This window comes from Mitsuaria sp. TWR114, assembly GCF_007997345.1.
This window is the reverse complement of sequence record NZ_VOSR01000826.1, coordinates 1-2,290: the sequence shown is the minus strand read 5'-3', so window position 1 is coordinate 2,290 and position 2,290 is coordinate 1. Positions and strand designations below refer to the sequence as shown.

Sequence of the window (2,290 nt, the reverse complement as noted above, 5' to 3'; positions counted from 1 at the left end):
CGACGACTACCTGACCAAGCCCTTCGACTTCCCCGAGCTGGAAGCCCGGCTGCGCGCGCTGCTGCGCCGCAGCCGCGCGCTCAAGGCCAGCACCGAGCTGGGCCAGCTCAGCATGCAGCGCGAGACCCGCAGCGCCCAGGTGCGCGGCGAGATGCTGGAGTTGAGCCCGCGCGAGTTCGACCTGCTGGACCTGCTGCTGACCCACCAGGGCCGCGTGATCACGAAGGAGCAGATCAACCAGGCCTGGTCGGGCGACCGCGCCGCGCCCAGCGCGAGCGACGGCGCGGCGACCAACGCGGTGGAGGTCTACATCCATCGCCTGCGCCGCAAGCTCGAGGGCGCGCAGGTGGCGATCCGCACCGTGCGCGGGCTCGGCTACCTGCTGGAGCTGGAGCGGGCCTGAGCTCCCGCCCCACCCTGCCCTGACCCGTGCCTCGCCCGCCGTCCGCCACGACCCGCGCGCCATGAGCCCCTCGCGGTTCTCGCTCAAGCGCCAGCTGCTGCTGTGGCTGCTGCTGCCGCAGGTGGTGCTGTGGCTGGCCGGCGCGGTCTTCAGCTACCGGCTCGCCGGCCGCTATGCCAACGAGGCCGTCGACGCGACGCTGCTGCAGGCCACGCGTTCGCTCGCGCGCCAGGTCAAGCCGATGGGCAACGGGCTGCTGATCGACTTCCCGCGCGCCGCGCAGGACGTGCTCGAGGCCGACCCGAGCGACAAGCTGCTCTACACCGTCAGCTCGCCGCCGGGCCAGTTCATCCTGGGCAACCGCAACCTGCCCAGTCCGCCGGCGATGCCGGCCAGCCCGCCGCTGGGCCAGGCCCAGTTCTACGACGGCGAGATCGAGTCCGACGGCGCCCGCGCCGTCTCGCCGGTGCGGGTGGCCGCGCTGTACCTGCAGTTCGGCGAGAACCCCCGCGCCCAGCAGACCATGCTGGTGCAGGTGGCGCGCTCCAGCGCCAACCGCGAGCTGCTCGCGCGCCGGCTGCTGATCGACACGATGCTGCCGCTGTCGGTCCTGATCGTGCTGATGAGCATGATCGTGTGGGCCGGCGTCGGAGCGGGCCTGGCGCCGATCGCGCGGCTGCGCCGGCTGGTCGAGGGCCGCAAGCCCAACGACCTGCGGCCCATCGAGCTCGATGCCGCGCCGCAGGAACTGCGCTCGCTCGCGCAGGCCATCAACGATCTGCTCGAGGCCGTCAGCCACAACGTCGAGGCCCAGCGCCGCTTCATCAGCGACGCCGCCCATCAATTGCGCACGCCGCTGGCGGGCCTCAAGAGCCAGAGCGAACTCGCCCTCGCCGAGGCGCCGCCCGGTCCGCTGACGATGCGGCTGGCGCGCGTGCATGAAGGCGCCTCCCGCAGCGCGCATCTGGTGAACCAGCTGCTCGCGCTCGCGCGCACCGAGCCGGAGTCGCTGCAACGCCAGACGCCGGTGCGCTTCGACCTGGGCCGCCTGGCCCGCGAGGTCACCGCCGAGCTGGTGCCGCGCGCGCTGCAGCAGAACGTGGACCTGGGCTACGACGGGCCAGACAGCGATCCGGAGTGCACCTCTCCGTCGCAGCTCGACGATCGGCATGGCGCGGGGCCGGAGACCGACGACGGCGACGGCGCGCCCGGGCGGCCGGTGGCGGTCGTCGGCATCCCGCTGCTGCTGCGCGAGGCGCTGGTCAACCTGATCGACAACGCGCTGCGCTACGCCGGCCGCGGCGCGCGGGTGACGGTGCAGGTGCACGAGGCGGGCGACCACGCGGAACTCGTCGTCACCGACAACGGCCCGGGCGTCCCCGAGGCCCTGCGCGAGCAGGTCTTCGAGCGCTTCTTCCGCGCCACCCACGAGGGCAATGGCTGCGGCCTGGGCCTGGCGATCGTCAAGGAGATCGTCGAGCGCCACGGCGGCCGCATCGGGCTGTCCACCGCCCGGCCGCGCGGACTGTGCGTCTCGATCCAGCTGCCCCTCGCGGCCTGAGGGCCACGGCAGGCGCAGTGGCCGTTCGGCCGCTCGGCCGCGCCGCGATCCGCCCCCACGCACCAGCCCGGCCCCGCCGAGCGCTGTTCGCCCGCCTACACGGATTTCACGCACCACGGCGCTAGTGGTAAGCACCAATATAGTTTCATTAATGGAAAATTAAAGTTCAGCTCGCATGCCAGAAAGATAAACGTCCGATTAACGGAGCACGCCCGGAGCGCCGTTCCTCGGACCCACACCGGAGACTGAACATGACCTGCACCCCGCGCGCCGCGCGCATCCCTGGCGTTCGCGCCACGCTCTCCACCGCCGCCGGCCTGCTGCTG

Annotated in this window: 2 protein-coding genes; both read left to right on the top strand. The window is 72.3% G+C overall.

The genetic code is table 11. The features are described 5' to 3' along the window. On the top strand, positions 1 to 403 hold a 403-nt coding region (locus FUT87_RS24645; protein WP_147242702.1), incomplete at its 5' end, for a response regulator transcription factor. Between the two features lie 61 nt (positions 404 to 464). Continuing rightward, entirely contained in the window at positions 465 to 1,964 is a 1,500-nt protein-coding gene (locus tag FUT87_RS24640; protein WP_147242701.1) for a sensor histidine kinase, read from the top strand. Positions 1,965 to 2,290: the final 326 nt, after the last annotated feature.

Excerpts from the sequence above, each read along its gene's own strand:
- FUT87_RS24640 (WP_147242701.1), top strand. The coding sequence starts at position 465 with ATGAGCCCCTCGCGGTTCTCGCTCAAGCGCCAGCTGCTGCTGTGGCTG.